Origin of the sequence: Polynucleobacter sp. AP-Kaivos-20-H2, assembly GCF_018882215.1 — a bacterium.
Taxonomy (GTDB): Bacteria; Pseudomonadota; Gammaproteobacteria; order Burkholderiales; family Burkholderiaceae; genus Polynucleobacter.
The window spans coordinates 131,598-154,149 of the sequence record NZ_JACVOX010000004.1 but is presented as its reverse complement, the minus strand read 5'-3'; the positions used below and the strand labels follow the sequence as shown (position 1 = coordinate 154,149).

Genomic DNA, 22,552 nt, shown 5'->3' with positions numbered 1-22,552 from the left:
AAAAATATGAATATGACCAATATTTACAATTTATTTGTGACAAATTTAAGACATTTAAAAAATTCTTAATGTCATAAAACTGTTATTTTCTTCGAGAATACTCATAGTCAATGACATCAAATACCTTGGGAGAGAGTAGTGACTTAAAGCCGAATGTATCGGTAAAGGTTGCTATTGTTACGGAAACATATCCTCCAGAGGTTAATGGAGTAGCCAGCACGATTGCTCGATTCATTAAGGGCCTGGCGGAGATGGGGCATGACATCACACTTGTCCGGCCTCGTCAGGGCTTAAAAGATAAACCTAAAAATGAATCTCATTTCAAAGAAATACTGACATTAGGAATGCCTATACCGGGTTACAGCTCGCTCAGGATGGGCCTACCTCAAAAAAATATGCTGTTAAAGCAATGGGCATCTGATAGGCCTAGTCTTGTCCATATTGTTACCGAAGGACCTCTCGGTTGGTCAGCGCTGGAGGCGGCAAAAAAATTAAATATTCCTATTTGTTCAGATTTCAGAACAAATTTCGATGCTTATTCAGCCCACTATGGAATGAGCCTCCTAAAAAATCCGATTCAAAGGTATCTTCGATACTTTCATAACAATAGCAACTTCACAATGGTGCCAACTCAGGAGCTCAAAAATCAGTTGCTCAGTAATGGATTTGAGAGGCTCAAAGTACTGGCTCGAGGAGTGGATACTGAATTATTTAATCCATCAAAGCGTTGTCAAGAATTACGAAATCATTGGGGAATTAAGGACCATGAAAAAGTGGTCTTATGTGTCGGTAGACTTGCTTCAGAGAAAAATCTACAAGTCACTGTAGAAACATTTAAAGCAATGTCACAAGTTAATCCAAATCTGAAAATGGTATGGGTTGGCGATGGACCTGAAAAAGGATCCTTAAAGTTGAGTTGTCCTAATAGTATTTTTACTGGGGTGCAGCGGGGTGAGGCACTTGCAAGCCATTATGCTAGCGGCGATATCTTTTTATTTTCTAGCCTAAGTGAAACATTTGGCAACGTAACAATTGAAGCAATGGCTAGTGGATTGGCTGTTTTGGCATATGACTATGCAGCAGCTCGGCAATTTATAGATCATGGTACCAATGGATTTTTAGCCAGTCCAAATGAGGCTAACTCATTCGTCGCAGCAGGCCTTGAGTTAATAAAAGATGATGTTAATTTAGAAAATTTGAGAGCCCATGCAAGGCAAACAACCTTAGAAATTTCATGGGATCAAGTGACCAAAAAATTAGAAAACAATTATCGCGATTTAATACTCAATGCCAACTCAAAAGATAAACTGGCTTCATCGCCTGTTTTAAGAGAAATTTTCATTAAGCAATGAATCGTATTTTCTATACGATAGCTTTCTCACAGTTTTTATCATCACTAGCAGATAACGCATTACTCATAGTATCCATTGCTCTTTTAGTTTCAATGCAAGAGCCGGATTGGGTATCCCCTTTACTCAAGATTTCTTTTGTAATACCTTATGTTCTTTTTGCCCCATTTGTAGGTGCTTTTGCGGACTCCAGGCCGAAAGGCCAGGTGATGTTGATTTCTAACGTACTAAAGGCTGGCGGGTGCGGCCTGATGCTTTTTGGGGTACATCCATTATTGGGGTATGGCATCGTCGGCATAGGTGCCGCCTTATATGCCCCTGCAAAATATGGAGTTTTGACTGAGCTACTACCCTCAGATAAGTTGGTAGCAGCAAATGGTTGGATGGAAGGTCTCATTATTGGTTCAATTATTTTTGGAACCTTATTGGGGGGATTTCTAATTAGTGATTTTCTGCATGTTTTTTTCCAACTTGCTAATCTTGATTTCATAAGAGGTGATATTTCTAGCTCCGCAGCAATGGCTATCTATTTGATTTCAGCCATTTATACTTCGGCTGCTTTACTAAATGTACCCTTATTAAAGGTAGGATTTTGCTATCAAAAGTTGAACCTACATTGTGGCAATTTGGTGCGGGATTTTTCAACTTATTTTGTGAGCCTGTGGCGAGATCGGCTAGGTAAACTTTCCTTAACGGTGACCACCTTATTCTGGGGAGCTGGAGCAACCCTTCAATTCCTTATGTTGAAATGGGCCGAATATGCCCTACATATGAATCTTTCTGAAAGCGCCGCTTTACAAGCCGTTTCTGCAATAGGGGTTGCAGCAGGGGCTGTATATGCGGCATGTAAAGTCTCTCTCAAGAATTCTGCTAACGTATTGCCTTACGGCGCACTGATGGGCTTAGTCGTCTGTTTAATGGGGATGTATAGCGATGAACTCTTGCCGCCAATCGTTCTCTTTCGCATGCATTCAATCCAATTGACCTTGAACGATTTACCAGCCTATTTTTTATTAATGCTCTTAGGCTGGTTATCCGGTTATTTTGTAGTTCCAATGAATGCATTATTGCAACACCGAGGTCATTCACTGATGGCAACCGGCCAATCTATCGCCATTCAGGGTTTTAGTGAGAACTTAGCAGTATTGTTTATGCTCCTCGTCTACTCTATTCTCTTGTGGATAAACATCAGCTTGCCGCTCATTATTATTGGCTTTGGTGGGACAGTCTTTTTGGCTATGGTGCTGATCATGTATCAGTATTTTGGGTCAAAAAATAGTACTCTAAATGCGATTTCCTAAAAAATTATCCCCTTTACTTGTAACGATCTTGCTTTTAAGCAGCATGTCGGGATTTGCACAGGAAATTCAGTTCGGGGTAAGACCATATTATCTAATCGATGCCATGAAAGAGGGCCCCTTAAAAAGTAAGCTAAGAAGTTGTACTGGGATGACCCCTCGTCGATCTTTATTTTCAATAGCCCACCGTGGCGCTCCTTTGGAGTTTCCCGAGCATACAGTTCAGTCAAATAAGGCTGCCGCATTGATGGGAGCCGGTATTTTTGAATGCGACGTTACTTTTACTAAAGATAAGCAATTGGTTTGTCGTCATGCGCAAAATGATTTACAGGGAACAACGAATATCTTGTTAACTAATTTAAAAGAGAAATGTTCAAAGCCTTTTATCCCAGCTAATAGCGGAGAACCGGCAGTTGCAGAGTGTCGTACAACTGATATCATTCTAGGCGAATTTAAAACCCTGCGTGGCAAGATGGATGGATTTAATAAAAAAGCCAAGGATATTCAGTCCTATATGGCAGGAACACCATCTTGGAGGACCGAGCTATATTCCGAAGCTGGCGGCACTTTGCTAACACATCAGGAATCTATCGCTTTATTTAAACAATTTGGCGGTAAATTTACCCCAGAACTCAAAGAGCCAGTAGTGCCCATGCCTTATTTAGGTTTTACCCAAGAGCAATATGCACAAGCTCTAATTAATGATTACAAGAATGCTGGCATTTCTCCTAATGATGTTTTTCCACAATCATTTAATTTGAATGATGTGATGTACTGGATTCAAAATGAACCAGAGTTTGGAAAGCAGGCAATTTATTTGGATGGTAGATATGAGCAGAAAGGTTTTAATGCTGCTGAACCTGAAATGTTAAAGCCAACCATGCAAGAGCTTTATGCGAAAGGGGTGCGTTATATTGCTCCTCCTATTTGGGTTTTATTGGCAACGAATAGCATTGGAGAAATTATTCCATCGGCTTATGCAAAGGCAGCAAAAGATGCGGGATTAAATATCATCACATGGTCATTGGAGCGTGATGGCCCTATGAATAAGGGAGGAGGTTGGTATCACCAATCCATAAAATCAGCCATTTACTCCGATGGCCAAATTTATGAGGTTTTAGATGTGTTAGCCCAACAAGTTGGTGTTAAGGGTGTATTTTCAGACTGGCCTGCAACAGTTACTTATTATGCTAACTGTTTGGGGCTTGAATAAAAGAACCACTTTGGAGTAACGAAGTGTTAGATGGTTGCTCCAAAATTCCTGTGGTTATGAAAACCAAAGAGTGAGCTAGTGTTTCTTCTGCTCTGTTTAAATTAGTCATACAAATACTCACACACCGATATTAAGGAGGCATAACCTTTTGAAATTCTGTTGGTTTTCTTCGGATGTCTGCCCTCAGCTTGATTTAGGGGTGAACTGGTTTAAGAGCGTTTTAGAGCGGGTCTAAGTGCTACTTTTGTGTTTTTCTTGGCAATGATCTTCTTAAAACTTTACAATAATATTAAAAATCTTTACAATAATTCCATAAAACTTTACAAAAATTGACATGAAATTTTCCAAAACTAAACGCTCCCAAGAGATTCGTCAGTACTTGATCGATGGCGTCAAGGCTAATAGGTCAGATTTAGCACATGCAGCAATAGAAAAGTTCGGCCTTACAAGGCAGGCTATTCATGCACATTTTGCCGCGTTGGTAAAAGATGGATTTTTAGCCTCAAGTGGAAGCACTAAGGCCCGTACTTATCAGTTGGGCGCAAAACGATTTCATGATGGCATATTTAAATTAAAGGGATTAGAGGAGTCTGAAGTCTACTCTCGAGACTTTAGTGAAATATTTAATGGCTTACCAAAAGAAATTGCCAATATTTGTCATTACGGTTTTACTGAAATGCTAAACAATGCCATTGATCATTCAGAAGGTGCTGAGGTCTATATTCATGTAGAAAGAACGCCTGATTTTGTTTCAATATCAATTGTTGATAATGGCGAGGGAATTTTTAACCATATTGCTAGATTATTGAAATTACATGATCCACGCGAGTCTATTTTGGAGTTGAGCAAAGGAAAGCTCACTACCGATCCACGAAATCATACTGGGCAAGGAATCTTTTTCTCATCCCGTGCTTTCGATGAATTCTTTATTTTCTCTGGTGATTTAGTCTTTACGCACGCTGATAGTTCTGGCATGGACTTCTTGTTAGATAGCGAGAGGAGTCACAAGGGAACTCGAGTGGTTATGAAAATAGTGCTTAATTCCGAAAGAACCTTACGTGAAGTGTTTGATAGTTTTAGCGGAACGGAAGAAGAGGATTATGTGTTTAATAAGACTATTGTTCCGGTGAAGCTAGCTCTTTACGAAGGCGGTCAACTTATTTCACGCTCACAAGCGAAACGAATTTTAAATCGTGTAGATCGCTTCAAAACTGTGCTGTTGGATTTTAAAGGTGTTGAGTCAATTGGCCAGGCATTTGCAGATGAAGTGTTTCGCGTTTTTGTTAAGCAAAATCCGCAAATTACCATTCACCCTATTAATGAGAGCTTAGAGGTTAAAAAAATGATTAAGGCTGCTCAAAGCAATCTATAGCAGTTGCCTAGTGATATCTCCTTTAAAAAGCACTTTGGAGCAATGAAGTGCGAAACGGTTACTCTAAAATTTCTTTGATTTTTCAAACTAAAGAGTGAGCTAACACTTCTTATAGTTTCATTAAATCCACTACACAAAACACTACACACCGATATTTAGGAGATGTAGCCTCTTAAAATCCTAGTAGTTTTCTTTGGATGTCTGCTCTAATAATCCTATGGTCCCAGGTTCAAGTCCTAGTGGGCCCACCAGAAAAGCAAACCCTCGTCAGTAATAGTGGAGTTTTATCTATTAACTCTTTTGGATTAGTTGCTCAAATGCATTTACGAATGACTCAGGAGGCTGCGCTCCTTGTAAAAGGTATTGCTCATTCAGAATGATCGAGGGAACAGAGCTGATTCCTGCTTTTGTATAGGTCATTTTTTCTGCTCTGACTTCGCGAGTAAATTCATCGCCATTTAGAATTGCCTGCGCCCTTTGGGGGTCTAAGCCAGCACGAGTTACTGCATCGATTAGATTTTTTTGATCATCTAAATTGACCGCAAGACAGAAGTAGGTGTTGAGTAATTCCACTTTTAGGGCGGCTTGCTTTTGTAAGTCATATTCTTTTGCCGCCCAATAGAGGAGGCGATGAGCATCAAAGGTGTTGTAAACCCGTTTGCGGCCCTCTGGATGAAACTCAAATCCAGCCTCTAATGCCTTACTTCTAATGTTGGCTTGATTAACCTTGACCTGGTCTACTGTTAATCCATACTTTTCAGTGAGATGCTCAATGGCATCTTGACCACCTTTGGGCATATTTGGATTAAGCTCAAATGGACGAAAGTGAACTTCAAAATCCACTTTATCCTTTAGCTCTTCCATTGCCTGGTTAAGATTACCAAGGCCAACAGCACACCAAGGGCAGGCGATATCGGATACAAAGTCTATTTTGATAATTGGTTTCATCTGTTTTTATGAGCAGGCCTTTTGAATAATATCTAAAGCGTTATTTAATCGGCTTCTTTGTGTTCCAAAATTGAGTCTGACAAATTGATCTCTACCAAATTGACTACCTGGTGAAGTGGCTAATCCAGCATCTAGGAGGAGTTGATAGGGGTTTTGGTTCTTCAGTTCAGTGCAATCAATCCAGGCCAAATAGCTGCCTTCCATTTTGTCCAGGCTTAATCTGGCAATGCTGTCAATTCTTTCTTGAATCAAAGCCCGATTCTTTCTCAAGTATTCAATTAAGGCTTTTCTCCAAGGTTCACCTTCCTTCATGGCTACCATTGTTGCTGTATAGGCAAGCAAAGAGGGTGGAGCAATGGTTTGATGAAGGCCAACCTGCATTGCTTTTCGTAATTCTGGATTTTCCGCAATAGCCCAAGCGAGGCCGATGCCAGGGAAGTTAAAGGTCTTATTTAAGGACATTAAGGTAACAGTCCTCCCCGAGATTTCTTTACTGATGCTTGCAAGCGGGATATGTTTTCTGTCTTCAGCCAGCACAAGGCCTGCATGAATCTCATCCGAACAAATCCATAAATCATTTTGAACACAAAAATTACCAAATTCTTTTAGCTCATCTCTGGTATATACCGTTGAGCCTGGATTTTGGGGGTTGCAAAATAAGGCCAATTTAGTCTTGGCACTAACAATTTCCGAAAACAGATCACTCGGCAAAACCCAGCGACCCTCCTTCAATACCAGTGGCATTTCTTGAAGTGATCTATTGGCAGTGGTGCAAGCAAGACGTAAGTGATGGTAGACAGGATTAGGAACGAGAACGCCATCATCTTTGCTGGTGAGTTGCTGGACGACTGTATAAAGTCCAGAAACAACGCTAGGGAGGATCACAATCCAATCGGGATCTATGGTCCATTGGTATTGTTCTTGCAAATAGTCTGCAATCATCCTGTTCATTTGATTGGGGCTATGGGTATATCCGTAAATTCCTTGTTGCACTCTATCGTTCAGCGCTTGAATCACGCAGGGTGGGGATTTAAAATCCATATCTGCCACCCATAAAGGAAGGACCTCTTTGCTGTGAGTAATATCCCAGCGAATAGAGTCTGTCTTTAGTCGATTGGTAGGGGTATCAAAATCAAATGCCATCTTTAGCAAGCCTTAAGCCCGTCATTTGCCAACGTGCATGTGTTGGGAAAAAATTTCGATAAGTAATTCTTGAGTGACCCTTAGGTGTGTAAGCTGAACTTCCTTTAAGCACCATCTGATTGACCATAAATTTACCGTTGTACTCACCAGCAATTCCGCCCCATGGCTTATAGCCAGGATAGGGAGTGTAGTTACTACTAGTCCATTGCCATACTTTGCCAAATAGATCGTTATCAGCTTCAAAATGGAATTGAGCAAACGCTTCCCATTCAAATTCAGTGGGTAGACGGGCTCCAGCAAAGCCGGCAAGGTTTTGATTAGCCCATCGCGTAAAGGCATCTGCCTCAAAATAGCTAATATTCGATACTGGCGCCTGCAGATCAAGTGGGTTATTGCCATTCAGCGAAAAGCGCAACATCTGACCTTCGTTATCTTTATTCCAATACAGTGGAGCAGAAATCTTTTCCGCTTTAAGCCATGCCCATCCGGCATCTAACCACCATAGAAAATTATCGTAGCCATCATCTTCAATAAATTGTAGCCACTGAAAATTATTGACAAGTCGATTGCCAATCGAATGGATTTGATTCAGCGCAGAATGTTGTGGGCCTTCGTTATCAAAATGAAACCCGTTACCTTTATAGCCAGTTTGAACTAGGCCACTGATACCCTCTATCCATTTAAATGGCTTCTCCAATGAGGAGTGTTCGTTATTTTGAGGAGTGTAGATGGGCCAAAGTGAGTTGTTTGAAAAAAGATGGTGAATATCAGTTAATAACAACTCTTGATGTTGCTGCTCATGGTTTATTCCAAGCTGTATTAGCCATAGTAGCTCTTCAGAGGAATTTTCTTTTAAGAGACTCTGCACTCGATCTTCAATATTTTTACGCCATTCGAGTACTTGCTGGAGGGAGGGGCGTGTTAACAGGCCGCGCTTACTGCGTGGATGTTTATCCCCAACCCCGTTGTAATAGCTATTAAATAAAACAGCGAATTCAGGGTTCCAAAACGAAAAGTTCTTTTCAAAGGCTCTCAAAACCATTACTTCATAAAACCAAGTGACGTGTGCTAAGTGCCATTTAGTGGGGCTCACATCTTCCATAGACTGTGCTTGGCAGTCTTCAGCGCTCAAATTCGCAATGAGATCTACAGAATACTTTCTAGAGCTATGAAATTGCTCTAGTAACCCATCTGCTGAGGGGGCTTGATATGAAAGGTTATTTTGCATATATCACTGCGAAATAGTTTTTGGGATCAGTCCAGATTTGTGTGGTTTCAAAACCAGCGCTCATCAGTAATTGCTTGATAGATTCAATAGTGTACTTGTGTGAATTCTCTGTATGAATCAATTCGCCCTGTATGAACTTCCTTGATTTTCCTGACCATGAGACTGTCACGTTCTCGAGCGCTTCCAAATAAAGCTCAACCCTATTTTCTACATGATCTACTTTGACTATATGTCTGAATTGCTCTACCTTGAAATTAGAGTTCAGATGCGAGTTGATCGACCGAAGAATATTAAGATTGAAAGCAGCCGTTACTTTTAGAGGGTCATCATATGCTGCCATCAGCACGGAATCCTCTTTCATCAAATCCACGCCAATTAACAAGCCGCCATCATTGGCTTGATTCTTGATTTGACTCAGCAGATGAAGTGCTTCTGATGGAAGGAAATTTCCAAGGCTGGAGCCTGGATAAAAGAATGTCCTTTTAGTCGTGGCAATGGAGTCGGGAATGATGAGTTGCTTGGAAAAATCCATACCAATGCATTGCATCAGAATATGCGGATATTTTCCCGAAAGTTTATTTAAAGCATCTTGCAAATACCCAGATGAAAAATCAATCGCCAGGTAGTTTGAAGGTTTTAGAGATTCAAAAAAGGATTCTGCTTTTTGGCAATTTCCAGCGCCCAAATCGATCAAGGTGCCACCAATACCTACTGCTTGTGAAATTTGATCACGGTATTGAGTAAAAATATTTTTTTCAGTATTGCTTGGGTAGTACTCTGGCAATAGGGTAATGGCAGTAAAGAGGTGTGACCCTAAGGGGTCGTATAAAAACTTTGGAGAAATAGAGGCGTTCTCAGCCAGCAAGCCCAATTCGATCTCAGGAATAAAGTCATGGTCAATTGCGGCGGTATTTGCTGAAGAAGTCGGTATTTGCATGAATTTTTGATGACAGAATAAATATTAAAGTCGTCAATCTTTATACAGCATAAAGTTAATATTTGCTTTATGCTAAATCTTCACAAGGAGATGGTATGAAAGCTATTTGGAATAACGAAGTTTTAGCTGATTCAAATGCAACTATTGTGGTAGAGGGCAATCATTACTTTCCATCTGCTAGCTTAAATATGCAGTTTTTTAAGAAGTCAGAAAAGCATACTGTGTGCTCTTGGAAAGGCACTGCCAGCTACTACGATGTAGATGTCAATGGCCAATCCAATAAGGATGCAGCTTGGTATTATCCTGAGCCTAAATCAGCTGCAAATAATATTGCTGGGTATATTGCATTTTGGAAGGGTGTTCAAGTTACTGAGTAATTTTCAGTTGCCTATAGGTGTTGTAGCGAGATGAATCTAGACGGGCTCTAATTGCTACCAAGGCAGTTTTTCTCCTGAGTAAGTCAGAAAGCTGCCTGAATCTTCCTTATTTACATTCGCAAGTACGTTGAACATATCAGTCACAGCCTCTAAGGGATCTCTGCCGATTTGTTGGCCACGAAAAGGCTGTGACAATCCAGATTTCACGGTGCTGGGGTGGAGAGCAATCAAAGCAATATTGGGTTTGGTTCTTGCAAATTCGATAGAGGCTGTTTTGATGATCATGTTGAGCGCGGCTTTTGAAGCTCTATAGCTATACCAACCACCCAGTCGATTATCTTCAATACTGCCCACTTTAGCAGAGAGGGTTGCCATAACTCCATGCTTTTGGTCCAGGACTTTTGAGAAATGCTTGATTGTTAGGGCTGGACCAATGGTGTTTGTATTGAACATCTCGGCCAGTTGAGCTGAATTTAAATCATCTAATTTCTTTTCAGGCATCCATTGTTCCGAGTGCAAGACACCAATAGTATTAATGATTAGTTGAAATGGCCCCAACTCAGCCAGACTGCTTGCGGAGGCTTCAATAGTTTCAGGTTGAGAGTAGTCAATTGCATGATCAGAATTTCGATGAATGCCAATTACTCTGGAGCAAGATGTATCACTCTCCAATAGTTTTACAAAATGGGAGCCAATAGTCCCCGATGCTCCGATGACAAGTGCGCTAAATGGATTGGGAAGTATGCTCATGAAACCCTTTTAAACCGATAATCAATAACTAAGTGCAGTGTATTCATGAGACTGTAGCGTAGTTTGTATTAGAGGGTATGCACCCCTTTTTCTCCTTTAAGCGCCTATCCCATTAGCTTGCTATGCTTAGGGATGTTTGCATATATAAAATATACCAAGTGAATATCCATTCTGATTACAGCCAACGAGTCGTCATTAACCATCATGATTTGCCTTGGATCCCTAGTTCTGAGCCAGGGGTTGAGCGGCGCATACTTGACCGTATAGGCGATGAGGTGGCAAAAGCGACTTCTATCGTGCGCTATCAGCCTGGCACCCAATTTAAAACCCACACCCATGAATTTGGTGAGGAGATCTTGGTTTTAGATGGGGTGTTTAGCGATGAGACAGGTGACTATCCTGCTGGTACTTACCTCATGAATCCCCCGGGATCTTCTCATGCGCCATTTAGCAAGTCTGGCTGTACTCTTTTTGTGAAGTTGCGGCATCTTGGTCCAGATCAGGTGGTGCGAGAGGTAATCGATACCAAAACTACACCTTGGTACCAGGGCATGGTTCCTGGGCTAAATGTGATGCCACTCATGCAGCAAGGTAGCGGTTCAACCTTAGTGCGTTGGGCGCCTCAAACGTATTTCAATCCGCATGAGCATTACGGCGGCGAAGAAATCTTTGTGGTGGATGGGGTGTTTGAAGATGAGCATGGGCGCTATCCTGCCGGCTCTTGGATCAGGAGCCCTCACATGAGTCTGCATCAACCGTTTAGCAAAGAGGGCTGCACTATCTTTGTGAAAACTGGGCATCTTTTGGATAGTGGTGATGGCAAGCAAGGCGCCTCCTATCGCTGATAAATACTGCAGCAGTAATTTATCAATAAATAAGATTTAGCTTCTTAATTGCAATAAAGCTTCCTCATCAAGACTTAGTCTAACGCCAAGCGAGCCCGAGTTATTGTGAACGGGTGATTTTCTAAGGCCGATTTCTAGTGATTGGATTTGAGGATAGCTAGCGCAGGCTTCGGTGATTCTACTCATCAGTCTTTCCTGAGTTTCATAATGACAATTACTAGCTAGCCTCGTAATCTCAAGTACAAGAGGGTCGTAATCAAAGACATTACTCATCTTGTCCTCGGAAATAAACACGAGATTCGAGTCAATCCAAAGTGTGAGATCCAATAAATGACTATGAGGGATGATGTCATCGGTTTTGTATGTACCAATCTGGGTTTGGAGTTTTAGATCTCGTAATTCGATAGATGCCTTAGTCGACATAATACGGTCCTTATGGGTTCGTTTCTGCTGAAATATTCATTGCATTTGCTAGTTTGTAGCCACTTAACCAGGCTCCCTCAACTCTGCCACCATTGAGCCAGTCGCCACACAGATTGAGCTTGCTACCTTCATTCAGAATAAATCCCATTTCTGTATTAATTGCTCCGCTTGCGTAACGCCAGCGATGAATAGAAATTTCAGCATTCTGACAATTAAGTCCAAGCTTCTTTGCGGATTCTAGGATTCGCTTGCTAGCCTCCTCTTTATTTAGCTCAATCCATTGCTGACTCCATTGGGGGTTTGCATGTATTGTCCAGGCCTCTTGGCCAGTGCGTCCAGGCTTGGAATTATTCCGAGAGATCCAGCTAATGATTCCACCATTAATGAAGGCGGCATCAAATGGCATATTCTCTTTATCTGAGAACCGTGCCATCACCGTCCAACAGCCTTGCATATTTACGCTAGAGCAAATTGCTCCAATGGAGTGGTCTACTAATTTGGCAAGAGCGTAGCTCTGAGGTGAAGGAATCGCTAATACTAAGTAATCAAAGGATTGGGTAATTTCACCATTCTCTAGGCCATGGAGAAACCATTTCCCATCTTGCCGGTAAATTTTATCGATAGTCTGATTAAACTCAATAGATATGGTCTTGGCTAAATATTGACCGGGTGAGTTCATGGCAGGCACACCCACATAGCGATGCTCGGTGGAATTCCCCTCTCGCCATTGCTCACCTTCATATATAGATAAGCATGGATTCCAGTTGGCGGCTACGCCTGCCTTAATCCATGTATTGAGCGCTTCAATAAACACTGGATCTCTTGCTGTGAAATATTGAGCCCCATGATCTGCCGACCAACCTTCACCATGACGAGTGCTCATTCGACCGCTTGGTCCGCGACTCTTTTCATAAACATGGACTTGAAAGCCTAGCGTTTGCAATCTATCGGCACAACTAAGGCCTGCTAAGCCTGCACCTATGATTGCTACAGATAGTTTTGGTTTGAGCTTATTCATCACAAAGAGCTATTTTTCGAAAGGTCAGATTAATGCGCATATCGGATACGATTTTTGTTTTCAGCAAAGCGTGTTGCCAAAATTCTTGAGTGGGTGGACGCATGATGAGGGCGCTACCATTCTCTAAAAAAAGAGAAATCGTTTCTTTGTCCTTTTTATGGCGAAAGGCAAATTTGCGCTGCGCCCCAAGACTGAGGGATGCAATGGGTGATAAGGGATCAAGCTCTTTTTCATTATCACTATGCCAACCCATGCCATCGCTTCCATCATGGTAGAGATTGAGTAAGCAAGAATTAAATTGGGCTTGTGATATTTCTTCTAGCTTTTCTTTAATCAAGACGAGCTCAGACGTCCATGCTTGCGGGATCTTTTTTACCCCAGAATAGGTATAGCTGCACTGAGGATCCCCAACCCAAGCAACTTTACGCCGAGTAGTCACTAACTTCCCAAACATCATGAGTTGTTCTGGCTCCCATTTAAGTGAGGTCTGAAGCCGGTTCATCAATGCCTTGCAATCTTGTTCGGTAAATACCTTGGGGTAGTAGCGAGCGCCCCCATCCTTTAGCAATATATCTACGGCATGATCACCGCGGGAGGTTTCAAATAAAGTGCTTTGCATCATTTACCGGTTGCAAGATTAAGCGCTAGTTTCATAAAAACCCTAGAATAGTCTTAATTTCAATTTTTTGATTAGGCTAATTTATGAAGACTCCAGATAAGCGTTGCTGTGGCTCAGGTGTATGCATCATTAATGATGCAGGTGAGTGTTGGTGTGGCCAAGTTTGGGATGGCGAAAAAATGTCCGCCCCCAGTTTAAATTTACCAATCAAGCAAGATAAGGTTGGGGAGTCAGATCCAAATAAGGTTAATCCCCAATCCGAGTAATCCGTATATTCATGACAGTTTGACTAAAAGATAAATAAAAATAATCAACTGAAATAGGTTGATAACAACGCTTGCACCATGCAATAAATGAAAGTGACGACTTTTGCCCTGATCTTTGGCCTCATTAATTTTTCCAGTCAGGTAGAAGAGGGTAAAGGCAAATAGTAGTGCGCAGATCGCCAATAAAATCTTGCTATCTCCATCAGCCACGGTAAAAATGCAGGCAGTGGTAATCAGGCCTAGGCAAGCATAGTACTTGGGAAAGAAGTTGCGAACATACTTGCCAGACCATTCAGTGGGTAGCACCTTAAAAACAGTTGGGGCTACAACGATAGTAAAGAAAAGCATGATGCCAACCATAGCCGATATCAGGTAATTAGTGATCATGACGTCTTCCCAAATAAATTATCCATAAACTCTACGGAGCGAGTGGGCGGCCACCCCATCCTTAAGGGCCTCGCGAATCGGTACTGAAATTAAATCGACACTCTTTTTCACTGCTAAGCGCTCAATCAGGCTAGGAGTTGGCCTTTTGATAAATGGGTAGACCCAATCCGGCAGGTTTAGATAGCCGGCACGAGTAATGAGTTTGATAAAGGGCTTTGCAGCAAGCTTACTAGGAAAGTTCTCGAGCAAATCGAGGATACTTTTTGCGCGTTCTCCAAAGTAAAGCTCAGGAATATAGTGTTGAATTGCACTATCTGTTTTAGCATAGGTGACGGGCAAATTATGGGCGCCCATTCTTTCGCCTAGGGATTTCATTTCAACAAAGTATTGATCCTTGTCTTGTGAGCTAAGCTTTTCATTTCTATAGTCTTCAAAAGCCTGCATAAAGCTATGCGTTTCTGTGAGATGAACCCAAGCTAGTAGGTGTGGATCGGTAGCCGAATATGGTTTTCCGAATTCATCAAAGCCATTAATCTTTGCATGAATCTGATTAACCCTTTCAATAATTTTTTCTGCCATCTCATTTGATCCATAGGTGGTAGCGGCAATGAAGAAAGCCGTTCTACCGAGCCTACCTTTAAGGTCCTCTCTAAAGCTAGAGTGATCCCATACTCCTGCTAAGGCTTGTGGATGAAGAGCTTGCATGATCAGCGAGCTAATGCCGCCAATCATCATTGAAATAAAGTCCGCATGAACTTTCCAGACAATAGATTCCGGGCCAAAGAGGCCGCGATCGCCTGCTGGCGTTAGAAAGGCAACCGGGGGCCCACCACCGCCCACCATTTCACGAATCGTTTTGCGAATAAGCTCATCAAGCATGGATTTAGTGCAGCATGAGATTGCTTAAGCCATCGTCTTCAATAATTTCCGTAACTAGGTCAAGTCTGATTCTGGGATTAGTTTGGGCTAGTAGATGGTTCTTTTGGGCCAAGGAGATGGGTAACAGTTCTGCAAGGCGATTAGACACCCAGCCGCAGTCATCTGTTTTGAAGGGTTTCTTAAACGGGGACTCCTCTAATAAATCTTCACTTTGAATCACTGAAATAATTTCATTCAATAGTTTCACAACCTTTTGATGTTCTTCAGGGATAGGGGTAACGGGATCATTCGCTAGAAGCTCAATTTCACCAATCCACAGACCATTAGCCTCTTGTTGGCTATGAAGAAGCTTAAAGCGCTGCGTTCCAGATGACTTAGTCATATACAAGGCGGGTTGAATAGGGTCAAAATCTTCAATAAGAGCCAGAGTTCCGATTTGGGAGAAAACCAGGGGCGAATCTTCTTTGGAGTCCTGGTCTTTCATGATGCTAACAACGCCAAATTCTGTTTTTTCACGCAAGCATGTCTTAATCATGTCGAGGTAGCGTGCCTCAAAGATCTTGAGGGCAATTACGCCGTCCGGAAATAGTACGGTTCCCAATGGGAATAGCGGTATTTTTCGAGTGGTGGAGTCTAAATTAGTCATGTAATCAATGTAATGGATTTGAATAATTTTTGCTGACGCGAATCTCGCGGTAAATACCCCCCAGTTTTAATCTGCGCTCAGCAATAAATGCATTTTCCGTTTACATTTGAGGTTCACCAATAAGAGGTAAAAATGATCCAAAAACTTCGTGTCAAACTCGCTCGCTGGATTCTGGGTAAGCATTGCCCTTGTTATCAAATGGGGTATCACTCCATGGTGGATTTTCAACAAAGAAGCGCCGACCAGTTAGCGAAATCTCAAGAGCGTAGTAAAGGCCAATAGGTTCTCACTAGTCATTTCCAGAACTACATCAATATGAAGCGCTGGCAAATGCGCAGAAACTGCGCGCTGACTCCTAAGCAGCTCCTCAAGTTCTATATTGTTCTAGTTTGTCTCTCGCTAACAGTTGCAACTGGGTTCTTTTTGGCGGGAGTATGGGTCATTCCCATTTTTACAGCTTTGGAGCTTTGTGCGGTAACGCTCGGATTTCTAATTTACTGTAGACATGCGTTAGATTGTGAAACGATTGAGATTGATGACAAACGTCTTCTGGTCAAAAAATTCATTGGCTACAAAGAGACTGTGTATGAGCTGAATACGCAGTGGGCCAAAATTGAATTGCCATCGGAAGGCTCGAAATTCTTTCACATCAGCCAATCAAGCCTACGCATAGAGCTGGGTCAGTTTCTAAGACCAGAGCAGCAGATACCCTTGATTGCTGCGGTTCGAGCGTATCTAGGTTGATTCTGATTTAGTCAGGCGCCATGCCACCAGGATGCCGGCAATGATCTGCGTTAACAGCAGCATCAGCACTAAGATATTCAAAACCTGAAAGTAGTTGGCAAACGGCGAGAGCATGACTGGCATACCATCTATTAGCGCTGTTTCCCTCAAGTAATCCATGCGCGGTATGAGAAGAAAACTTACCACTGCAACTGCCATCATCAGTATTAGTAAAAGTAGGCGGATATTTTTAAGTGGAGACGAACCCCTTTTAATGAGAATGTTGGCAATGCTTAAGATTGCGAACGCACATCCTAAAAAGTAGTAGGAAAGTTGCTGAACTACTATGTGCGCCACCATACCCGCAGCTTGTGAATCGCTAATTAATAAATAAGCCGCTAGGCAGCTTATGGCTTGAGAAATGATTCCGCCGGCCAGAATGCAGGCTAGAAAGCGAAGTAGCCGATGGGTAAGGGGGTGCTGGGGTCTAGTTATTTCAACCATAAGTTAGATAGGGTTAATTAATGCGCTGCAGCACACTTTTCGGATCAGTTTCATACTAGCCTCAATCTAACTTTTATGCCGAAAATCCCATGGAAGTCACCAAAGCAGTCAGGGTAGCTCTCAATACCCTCGTAGATATTGCAAGCCATTCAGCTAATGGGCAGCTTGTCCCTGCTCCAGAGATAGCAAAAAGACAGCATATATCAGTCAGTCGTATCGAACTTTTGCTGCGTCCACTAAGGGAGTCGGGTCTTGTGACTGCAGTTAGAGGTCGGGCAGGCGGGTATCAACTTTCAAAGGATCCTAGAATTATTACCATCAAGGATATCGTTCTAGCAATGAACCTAATTAAGAAGAAAAAAGTGGAGGTATCGGATATTGCTAAAGAGCTCTATCAATCACTTGAAACCTACATGATGAGCTGCATCTCTAATGTGACGCTAGCCTCTGCTATTAAAGATTACATTCCACGCTTTAGTGAAGTTCAAACTGCGCCAGAGCGAAAGCCATACTTGCTAATAGAAAAGCAAGCCAACCCTAGTCACGAAAAAAAGAAAAAAGGCGAAACTCAAAAGGTTGTTAAAACAAGCTTTAAAAAAGTTGAGGATGTGCCTCGCGGGCCAAACTCTATTTTTAGTTTTGCTGACTATCTGAATAGAGGTTCATCTGCAAGCTAAATGGAATTAACATTTCTAGCGTGAACAGTCAGCGTAGCCCTTACCCCGATTTAGCTTTTGTAGATATTGAAACCACAGGGTCTCACTTCGATCGTGATCGCATTACTGAAATTGGCATTAAAACCCTGGCGGGTAATCAAATTTATATATGGGAAAAGTTGATTGATCCTCAAACCTATATCCCGCAAAATATTCAAAGACTGACTGGCATTTCGCCATCAATGGTACAAGGGCAGCCTTGTTTTTCTGAGCTTGCAGAGGATTTAAACAAAGAGCTGGAAGGAAAAATATTTGTCGCTCATAACGCTCGCTTTGATTATGGTTTTATCAAGGCCTCTTTTAAGCGGGTTGGCATTGACTTTAAGCCTAAAGTTTTATGTACCGTAAAGCTATCTCGATTACTTTTCCCAGATCAGCCACGTCATAACCTCGACACCATCATTAGTACGCATGGACTTAAGGTAAGTGCTAGACATCGTGCACTAGGGGATGCTGATTTATTGCTTCAATTTTGGCGTGTGTGTGAGTCAAGGTTTGGGCAAGAAAAGTTAAATGAGGCGATAAACCAACTCATTGGCAATGCTAGTCTTCCCCCTAACATAGACCAGGGTGTAATTGACTCCATACCCGATGGCCCAGGTTGCTATATCTTTTACGGGGAAAATAAGACCCCTCTTTATATTGGCAAAAGTATTTCCTTGCGGAGTAGGGTGATGGGGCACTTTCAGGGCGCTTTAACGCAACGTAAAGAAATGAAACTTTCTTTACAGGTTCGAGATATTGATTGGATCGAAACGAGTGGAGAGCTGGGCGCCTTAATTCTCGAATCGAGATTGATAAAAGAGCGTATGCCCTCTCTCAATATTAAACTGCGTAAATCTAAGGATCTGTGTGCCTGGAGCCTGGCAGAGGATGTTGCCGGAATCCTGGTTCCTTCTTTGGTGACCCATCATCATTTAGCTCCTGGATTGCAAGATAATTTATACGGCTTGTTTTACAGCAAGCGAGAAGCGCATTCTTATTTGAAGGCAGTGGCTAAGAAATATCATTTATGCGAGGCCTTGCTTGGTCTAGAGAGGCGTATTGAGGGTAAATCTTGCTTTGGCTATCAAGTAAAGCAATGCAGCGGGACCTGCATCAATCTTGCCTCGATTGCCTTACATAATTTGCAGTTAAAAACAGCCATGGAACTTTTTAAGGTTCAGGTTTGGCCGTATTCTGGAGCCATTGCCATTAAAGAGGGCGGCGAGATGATCGTAGTTGATAAATGGTGCTACTTGGGTACTGCGATTAATCAGGATGAGCTTTATGAGTTGGCGCAGTCAGGTGATGCGGAATTTGATCTCGACATCTATAAGATAGTCAAAAAAGCGCTATCGGATGCCTATAGGAGTCAAGTAATTCAGATTGGTGCAGATAAATGACAACTGCAATCTATTGGTTTAGAAATGATCTCCGCTTAGAAGATAATCCATCGTTTTTGCAGGCGTGTAAGTCAGTTGATCATCTGCTACCAGTCTATATTCATCAGCCCAGCTTAGAACAAGATACTGCATGGGGATTTCCGAGGATAGGGGAACATCGCAAGGTATTTTTGGATCAATCTTTACAGGAATTGCGCAGCCAGCTTCGAGACTTAGGGTCAGACTTATTTGAAATGACCGGTGATGTCCTAGACGTGTTTGAGAAGTTAAAAGCGCTGATTGATGTAGACATCATTTATTGTGAACAAATTCATGCGCCCGAAGAGTTGGAGCAAGTGGCTCTATTAAGTAGTGCTGGTTTTAAGACGAATCCACTATGGCAATCCAGCATGTTGGATCCTCTAGACTTGCCATTTTCATTACAAGAGATGCCAGATGTCTTTACCCAATTTCGCCAACAAGTCGAAAAACAAAAATTACGGTTTGCTATTCCCGTGCATGCTCCCAAGAGTATTCCTTCGCTACCAGCTATTGAGCTGACCTCCATCAAGGTATTGGGCAGAAATATTTTGTCTAGCGGCAATAAGTTTTGGGGTGGGGAGCGGAGTGCTCATACCCATATTCAGCAATATTTTGAGCGACGCCTTCCTGATACTTACAAGCAAACGCGTAATGAGCTGATTGGTATGAATTACTCTAGCAAATTCTCCCCATGGCTAGCGCATGGTTGTTGCTCTGCGGGTTCCATTGCAAAGAAATTAGCAGATTATGAATTTTGCTATGGGGCAAATGATGGAACCTACTGGCTTTGGTTTGAGCTGCTTTGGAGAGACTACTTCCGGTTTCTGCACTTTAAGTATGGCAAAAAGCTTTATTGCTCTCAAGGGTTAAGTAAGGTGCCTAGCAATCAATTTGATTCTGAAAAATTCTACAAATGGTCATCTGGTAATACTGGGGAATCACTTGTCGATGCTGGTATGTGTGAATTGAAAAAAACAGGCTACCTATCTAATCGTATGCGTCAAGTTGTGGCGAGCTATTGGATTTATGACATGAAGGGTGATTGGCAAGCAGGTTGTGCCTGGTTTGAATCTCAATTGATTGACTATGATGTTTATAGTAATCAAGGTAATTGGTTATATATTGCCGGAAAAGGCACCGATCCTAGGGGAGGCAGACCTTTTAATGTAGCCAAGCAAACCCAAGATCATGATCCGGATGGCATATATCGCCAAATGTGGCTGACTTAGCCTTCAAAGGCATTCTGCAGTTGGTTCCGGGATGGATAATAGTGCTCACAACATTTTTTGCACTATTTTGGAATCATCTCTATGGAAATTAAGGTCAACTTTCTCGATAAGCTTCGTTTAGAGGCAAAGTTTGATGACTTCACAGTCATTGCTGACCAGCCCATTCGATATAAAGGCGATGGTTCTGCGCCAGGGCCATTTGATTACTTTTTAGCTTCATCTGCTTTATGCGCAGCTTACTTTGTAAAGCTGTATTGCGAGACGCGGAATATTTCTACTGAGAATATCCGTCTATCGCAAAACAATATTGTTGATCCAGAAAATCGCTACAAACAAATCTTTAAGATTCAAGTTGAGCTGCCGGCCGATATTTCGGCAACTGATCGACAAGGTATTCTCCGCTCAATTGAGCGCTGTACAGTTAAGAAGGTAGTACAGGAAGGCCCCGAGTTTGTTATTGAGCAGGTTGCCAATCTTGATGCTGATGCGCAGAGTCTATTGACCTTAAGGCCTGACGTTAGCGCTAGCACCCGTATTCTGGGTAAAGATCTGCCCCTAGAGCAAACCATTGCCAATATGTCAGGTCTTTTGGCTAACCTGGGTATTAAGATCGAAATCGCGTCGTGGCGCAACCTGATTCCGAATGTATGGTCCTTGCATATACGTGATGCGCATTCCCCGATGTGCTTTACCAATGGTAAAGGTGCAACCAAGGAAAGTGCTTTGGCTTCTGCTCTGGGCGAGTATATCGAGCGCTTGAGTAATAACCATTTTTATGCCGGCGCGTATTGGGGTGAGGATATTGCCAATGCAGAGTTTGTGCATTACCCCAATGAGCGTTGGTCCAAGCCAGGTAAGAAAGATGCATTGCCCACTGAAATTCTAGATGAATACTCTCAAAACATTTATAACCCAGATGGAGAGCTAAAGGCTTCGCATCTAGTGGATACTAATTCCGGTAATGTAGAGCGTGGCATCTGTTCATTGCCGTATGTGCGGCAATCGGACGGCAAGACTGTGTATTTTCCATCTAACTTGATTGAGAATCTGTTCGTCAGTAATGGGATGAGCGCTGGCAACACACTAGCTGAAGCGCAGGTGCAGTGCTTGTCAGAGATTTTTGAGCGAGCAGTAAAGCGTGAAATTTTGGAAGGCGAAATTGCATTGCCGGATGTACCGCAAGAAGTGCTCTTGAAATATCCCAGCATTCTGGCTGGTATTCAGAGCTTGGAAGAGCAGGGCTTTCCGGTACTAGTTAAAGATGCATCACTTGGCGGAGTTTATCCAGTGATGTGCGTCACCTTAATGAACCCAAGAACAGGGGGCGTCTTCGCCTCTTTTGGTGCTCACCCAAGCCTTGAAGTTGCCTTAGAGAGAAGTTTGACTGAGCTATTGCAGGGGCGCAGCTTAGAGGGCTTGAATGATTTGCCCCCGCCTACTTTCGCCAGCGAGGCCGTGACTGAGCCGAACAACTTTGTTGAGCACTTTATTGATTCCAGCGGCATTGTATCCTGGCGTTTCTTTAGCTCTAAATCAGATTATGAATTCGTAGAGTGGGATTTTTCTAGCAAGGGCGAGGATTCGAATGCTAAAGAAGCCCAAACTCTGTTTGGTATTCTGAAAGCGATTGGCAAAGAGGCTTATGTAGCTGTCTATGATCAACTGGGCGCAATAGCTTGTCGAATCTTAGTCCCAGGATACTCTGAAGTCTACCCAATTGAAGATTTGATTTGGGACAACACTAATAAGTCTTTACTGTTCCGCAAGGATATTCTCAATTTATCCCAACTAGATGATGCTAGCTTAACTGCACTTCTGGATCGTTTGGAAAATAACGAACTAGATGAGTATGGAGACATCGCCACATTAATTGGCATTGAGTTTGATGAGAATACCGTTTGGGGCCAACTTACTATTCTGGAGTTAAAGCTGTTGATTCATCTTGCGCTAAAGCAATTTGAGGAAGCACATGAGCTAGTGGGCGCTTTTCTTCAGTACAACGACAATACAGTAGAGCGTAAATTGTTTTACCAAGCTCTAGATGCTGCCCTTGAAGTTCACTTAGATGATGAATTGGAGATGGCAGACTATGAATCGAACTTCCGCCGTATGTATGGTGATGCTAGGATGGATGCCGTTTTGGGTTCAATCGATGGAAGCGTGCTTTTCTATGGTTTAACGCCAACGAGCATGAAGTTAGAGGGGCTAGATAGGCATCATCGTTTAATCGATAGTTATCGGAAGCTACATAAAGCAAGAGCTAAGTAGCGCTAAAC

25 protein-coding genes are annotated in these 22,552 nt (G+C 42.4%); 13 read left to right on the top strand and 12 right to left on the bottom strand.

All coding sequences use genetic code 11. The annotated features are described in order from the left end of the window. Positions 1-110: 110 nt before the first annotated feature. The 4 genes from ICE89_RS11255 (at position 111) to ICE89_RS11240 (ending at position 5,232) form a co-directional block, all read left to right on the top strand. Complete coding sequence (locus ICE89_RS11255) at positions 111-1,352, top strand: glycosyltransferase family 1 protein (RefSeq protein WP_216265950.1); 1,242 nt, start codon at positions 111-113, stop codon at positions 1,350-1,352. Continuing rightward, a complete protein-coding gene (lplT, locus tag ICE89_RS11250; RefSeq protein ID WP_216265949.1) occupies positions 1,349-2,650 on the top strand; it encodes a lysophospholipid transporter LplT in 1,302 nt (433 codons plus the stop codon). Before ICE89_RS11255 ends, lplT begins: the two co-directional genes overlap by 4 nt. Further along, positions 2,637-3,860 (top strand): glycerophosphodiester phosphodiesterase family protein, encoded by a 1,224-nt coding sequence (locus tag ICE89_RS11245; RefSeq protein ID WP_216265948.1) that lies wholly within the window; start codon positions 2,637-2,639, stop codon positions 3,858-3,860. The genes lplT and ICE89_RS11245 overlap by 14 nt, the downstream gene beginning before the upstream one ends. Positions 3,861-4,194: 334 nt before the next feature. Beyond that, positions 4,195-5,232 carry an STAS-like domain-containing protein gene (locus tag ICE89_RS11240; protein WP_216265947.1) on the top strand — a complete coding sequence of 346 codons (1,038 nt, stop codon included), beginning with the start codon at positions 4,195-4,197 and terminating at the stop codon, positions 5,230-5,232. A 291-nt stretch (positions 5,233-5,523) separates the two neighbouring features. Here the strand turns inward: ICE89_RS11240 and ICE89_RS11235 are convergent, their stop codons facing one another. Genes ICE89_RS11235 through egtD form a run of 4 tightly spaced genes read right to left on the bottom strand, consistent with a single transcriptional unit; the run spans position 5,524 to position 9,488 of the window. Next, positions 5,524-6,180 carry a DsbA family oxidoreductase gene (locus tag ICE89_RS11235; protein ID WP_216265946.1) on the bottom strand — a complete coding sequence of 219 codons (657 nt, stop codon included), beginning with the start codon at positions 6,178-6,180 and terminating at the stop codon, positions 5,524-5,526. A 6-nt stretch (positions 6,181-6,186) separates the two neighbouring features. Further along, the gene (locus tag ICE89_RS11230; RefSeq protein ID WP_216265945.1) at positions 6,187-7,323 is read right to left on the bottom strand and encodes a MalY/PatB family protein; all 1,137 of its coding nucleotides are present in this window, start codon (positions 7,321-7,323) and stop codon (positions 6,187-6,189) included. Beyond that, positions 7,313-8,551: an ergothioneine biosynthesis protein EgtB gene (gene egtB, locus ICE89_RS11225; protein ID WP_216265944.1), complete on the bottom strand. Its 1,239-nt coding sequence runs from the start codon at positions 8,549-8,551 to the stop codon at positions 7,313-7,315. The genes ICE89_RS11230 and egtB overlap by 11 nt, the downstream gene beginning before the upstream one ends. After that, on the bottom strand, positions 8,541-9,488 hold the full coding sequence (gene egtD, locus ICE89_RS11220; protein ID WP_216265943.1) for an L-histidine N(alpha)-methyltransferase: 948 nt from the start codon (positions 9,486-9,488) through the stop codon (positions 8,541-8,543). The genes egtB and egtD overlap by 11 nt, the downstream gene beginning before the upstream one ends. A 95-nt stretch (positions 9,489-9,583) precedes the next feature. On the opposite strand from egtD, the gene ICE89_RS11215 reads away from it, so the two are divergent. Continuing rightward, complete coding sequence (locus tag ICE89_RS11215) at positions 9,584-9,865, top strand: DUF427 domain-containing protein (protein WP_216265942.1); 282 nt, start codon at positions 9,584-9,586, stop codon at positions 9,863-9,865. A 54-nt stretch (positions 9,866-9,919) separates the two neighbouring features. On the opposite strand, the gene ICE89_RS11210 is transcribed toward ICE89_RS11215, so the two are convergent. Next, a complete protein-coding gene (locus ICE89_RS11210; RefSeq protein WP_216265941.1) occupies positions 9,920-10,615 on the bottom strand; it encodes an SDR family NAD(P)-dependent oxidoreductase in 696 nt (231 codons plus the stop codon). A gap of 158 nt (positions 10,616-10,773) precedes the next feature. Here ICE89_RS11210 and ICE89_RS11205 point away from each other — a divergent pair, with 158 nt between their 5' ends. Beyond that, a complete protein-coding gene (locus ICE89_RS11205) occupies positions 10,774-11,460 on the top strand; it encodes a cupin domain-containing protein (RefSeq protein ID WP_216265940.1) in 687 nt (228 codons plus the stop codon). Between the two features lie 36 nt (positions 11,461-11,496). Here ICE89_RS11205 and ICE89_RS11200 read toward each other — a convergent pair whose 3' ends face one another. The 3 genes from ICE89_RS11200 to ICE89_RS11190 are packed head-to-tail and all read right to left on the bottom strand — an operon-like array spanning position 11,497 to position 13,523. Beyond that, on the bottom strand, positions 11,497-11,883 hold the full coding sequence (locus tag ICE89_RS11200) for a dihydroneopterin aldolase (RefSeq protein WP_216861994.1): 387 nt from the start codon (positions 11,881-11,883) through the stop codon (positions 11,497-11,499). Between the two features lie 10 nt (positions 11,884-11,893). Further along, positions 11,894-12,901, bottom strand: a complete 1,008-nt coding sequence (locus ICE89_RS11195; protein WP_216265939.1) for an NAD(P)/FAD-dependent oxidoreductase — start codon at positions 12,899-12,901, stop codon at positions 11,894-11,896. Continuing rightward, positions 12,894-13,523 (bottom strand): alpha-ketoglutarate-dependent dioxygenase AlkB, encoded by a 630-nt coding sequence (locus ICE89_RS11190; protein ID WP_216265938.1) that lies wholly within the window; start codon positions 13,521-13,523, stop codon positions 12,894-12,896. The genes ICE89_RS11195 and ICE89_RS11190 overlap by 8 nt, the downstream gene beginning before the upstream one ends. 80 nt (positions 13,524-13,603) lie before the next feature. Here ICE89_RS11190 and ICE89_RS11185 point away from each other — a divergent pair, with 80 nt between their 5' ends. Further along, on the top strand, positions 13,604-13,786 hold the full coding sequence (locus ICE89_RS11185; RefSeq protein ID WP_216265937.1) for a hypothetical protein: 183 nt from the start codon (positions 13,604-13,606) through the stop codon (positions 13,784-13,786). Between the two features lie 9 nt (positions 13,787-13,795). On the opposite strand, the gene ICE89_RS11180 is transcribed toward ICE89_RS11185, so the two are convergent. Genes ICE89_RS11180 through ICE89_RS11170 form a run of 3 tightly spaced genes read right to left on the bottom strand, consistent with a single transcriptional unit; the run spans position 13,796 to position 15,698 of the window. Continuing rightward, a complete protein-coding gene (locus tag ICE89_RS11180) occupies positions 13,796-14,173 on the bottom strand; it encodes a DUF4149 domain-containing protein (RefSeq protein WP_216265936.1) in 378 nt (125 codons plus the stop codon). A gap of 18 nt (positions 14,174-14,191) precedes the next feature. Beyond that, complete coding sequence (locus ICE89_RS11175; RefSeq protein WP_216265935.1) at positions 14,192-15,052, bottom strand: oxygenase MpaB family protein; 861 nt, start codon at positions 15,050-15,052, stop codon at positions 14,192-14,194. Between the two features lie 4 nt (positions 15,053-15,056). Beyond that, on the bottom strand, positions 15,057-15,698 hold the full coding sequence (locus tag ICE89_RS11170; protein ID WP_215310671.1) for an LON peptidase substrate-binding domain-containing protein: 642 nt from the start codon (positions 15,696-15,698) through the stop codon (positions 15,057-15,059). Between the two features lie 132 nt (positions 15,699-15,830). Here ICE89_RS11170 and ICE89_RS11165 point away from each other — a divergent pair, with 132 nt between their 5' ends. Next, positions 15,831-15,980 carry a hypothetical protein gene (locus ICE89_RS11165; protein WP_216265934.1) on the top strand — a complete coding sequence of 50 codons (150 nt, stop codon included), beginning with the start codon at positions 15,831-15,833 and terminating at the stop codon, positions 15,978-15,980. A gap of 33 nt (positions 15,981-16,013) precedes the next feature. Further along, on the top strand, positions 16,014-16,442 hold the full coding sequence (locus ICE89_RS11160) for a DUF2244 domain-containing protein (RefSeq protein ID WP_216265933.1): 429 nt from the start codon (positions 16,014-16,016) through the stop codon (positions 16,440-16,442). Here the strand turns inward: ICE89_RS11160 and ICE89_RS11155 are convergent. Beyond that, on the bottom strand, positions 16,434-16,925 hold the full coding sequence (locus tag ICE89_RS11155; RefSeq protein ID WP_215310668.1) for a hypothetical protein: 492 nt from the start codon (positions 16,923-16,925) through the stop codon (positions 16,434-16,436). The genes ICE89_RS11160 and ICE89_RS11155 overlap by 9 nt on opposite strands. A gap of 89 nt (positions 16,926-17,014) precedes the next feature. Between ICE89_RS11155 and ICE89_RS11150 the strand changes: the two genes are divergently transcribed. The 4 genes from ICE89_RS11150 (at position 17,015) to ICE89_RS11135 (ending at position 22,544) form a co-directional block, all read left to right on the top strand. Then, positions 17,015-17,602, top strand: a complete 588-nt coding sequence (locus tag ICE89_RS11150) for an Rrf2 family transcriptional regulator (RefSeq protein WP_215310667.1) — start codon at positions 17,015-17,017, stop codon at positions 17,600-17,602. 20 nt (positions 17,603-17,622) lie between these two features. Continuing rightward, on the top strand, positions 17,623-19,026 hold the full coding sequence (locus ICE89_RS11145; RefSeq protein WP_216265932.1) for an exonuclease domain-containing protein: 1,404 nt from the start codon (positions 17,623-17,625) through the stop codon (positions 19,024-19,026). Further along, positions 19,023-20,276, top strand: a complete 1,254-nt coding sequence (locus tag ICE89_RS11140) for a DASH family cryptochrome (RefSeq protein WP_216265931.1) — start codon at positions 19,023-19,025, stop codon at positions 20,274-20,276. The genes ICE89_RS11145 and ICE89_RS11140 overlap by 4 nt, the downstream gene beginning before the upstream one ends. 81 nt (positions 20,277-20,357) lie before the next feature. Continuing rightward, positions 20,358-22,544: an OsmC domain/YcaO domain-containing protein gene (locus tag ICE89_RS11135; protein WP_216265930.1), complete on the top strand. Its 2,187-nt coding sequence runs from the start codon at positions 20,358-20,360 to the stop codon at positions 22,542-22,544. Positions 22,545-22,552: the final 8 nt, after the last annotated feature.